This is a genomic window from Halorubrum sp. SD612, assembly GCF_002135005.1.
Window position 1 is genome coordinate 1 of the sequence record NZ_NEWI01000353.1, and the last position, 1491, is coordinate 1491.

Annotated in this window: 1 protein-coding gene and 1 pseudogene; one reads left to right on the top strand and one right to left on the bottom strand. The window is 75.1% G+C overall.

Going from position 1 to position 1491, the window contains the following annotated elements; translation table 11 throughout:
* On the bottom strand, window positions 1–875 hold an 875-nt coding region (locus B9G38_RS17255), incomplete at its 3' end, for an MATE family efflux transporter (protein ID WP_143415627.1).
* A gap of 259 nt (window positions 876–1134) precedes the next feature.
* On the opposite strand from B9G38_RS17255, the pseudogene B9G38_RS17260 reads away from it, so the two are divergent.
* Window positions 1135–1491, top strand: a pseudogene (locus B9G38_RS17260) (HEAT repeat domain-containing protein); the annotation flags it as partial.

Sequence of the window (1491 nt, forward strand, 5' to 3'; positions counted from 1 at the left end):
ATCGCGAGCGTCGCGACCCGGGCGCCCACCGTGTACGCGGCGACGCCCGCCGCGCCGCCGGCGACCGCGACGAGGCCGACGACGAGGACGCGGACCAGCTCGCTCACGCCGCGCTGCCCGCCGAGCGGGAGGCCGACCGCGACGACCTCGCGGGCGGTCGCCGGGTCGAACGCGAACGCCTCGCCGGTGAGTCGGAAGGTGTCTCGGCCGATCCCGGCCGCGTACCCGAGGACCCACAGGAGCCCGGCGACGCCGGCGAGCGCGGTGCCGAGCGCGGCGCCCGCGACGCCCAGCGCCGGGACCGGGCCGACCCCGAAGATGAGCACCGGCGCGGCCACGAGGTTGACGAGGACGCCCACGAGGCTCACGTGGAACACCGCGCGGGTGTCGCCGTACGCGGTGAAGCAGTTCTCGACGGTGTCGCCGACCGCTCCGACCGGGAGGACGACGGTCACGATCGCGAGGTACGTGGCGGTCGTGCCGGCGAGCGCCGGGTCGGCCCCGAGCAGCGCCACGACCTCCTCGGCGTAGACCGCGACCGGGAGCGCGACCGCCGCGGTGACCGCGAGCGCGACGAGCGCGCCGTTGACCGCGACGCGGCGCGCCCCCGACTCGTCGCCGTCGCCGGCGCGCTGCGCGACGCGGTTCTGGGTGCCGACCGCGCCGACCACCACCGTCGCCCCCAGCAGCGACTGGACCGGGAGGCTGAGCCCGACGGCGGCGACGGCGTCCTCGCCGACCCGCCCGAGCCAGAACGTGTCGACCAGTGCGTTGGCGACGTACACGACGTTCTGCGCGACGAGCGGCGCGGCGAGGACGAGCAGCACCCGGCCCACCGGCCCGTCGGTGATCGCCTCGCGGTCGACGTCGAACATCGAATCATTCCGGTATTAGAAGGAGATAATAAAAGCGTGCTGGTGGTGAACACGAACGGTACGACGGAGCGTCGTCGGGCGCCGCGGGACGCCGCCGGGCGCCTCGGGACGTGTCCGAGGAACGGTGCGTCGGTCCGGCGCTTCGGGCCCGGACGCTGCCGGTCGGCTCGCCGAGCGTCGGCGTCTGGACCCTCGCACGCCGTCGCTCGCGCCCGCGAAGGGAAACCTCTTAATGGACTACACACGGAGGTCGTGGTATATGAGCAACGGCGACGACGACCCGGCCGACGCCTCCGAGGAGGCCGACGCCGCGGACGACGGCGGAGACGCCGGCGAGCCGACGGAGACGGCCGCTCCGACGCTCCCCGACGACGCGACCGAGGAGTCCCTGAACGAGTACCTCGACGAGATCGCCGACCGCCTCGACGACGCCGAGACCGAGGCCGACCTCGACGACGTCGCGGCGCTGTTGGACGACGCGGCGACCGGCATCGAGGAGGCGGACCCCCCCGAGCCGGACGGGGACGACGAGGACGCCGACGACCCCCGCGGCGACCTCGAGGACCGCGTGGCCGAGCCCCGCGACGGCGTCGAGGACGCCCGCCGCCCGTACGGC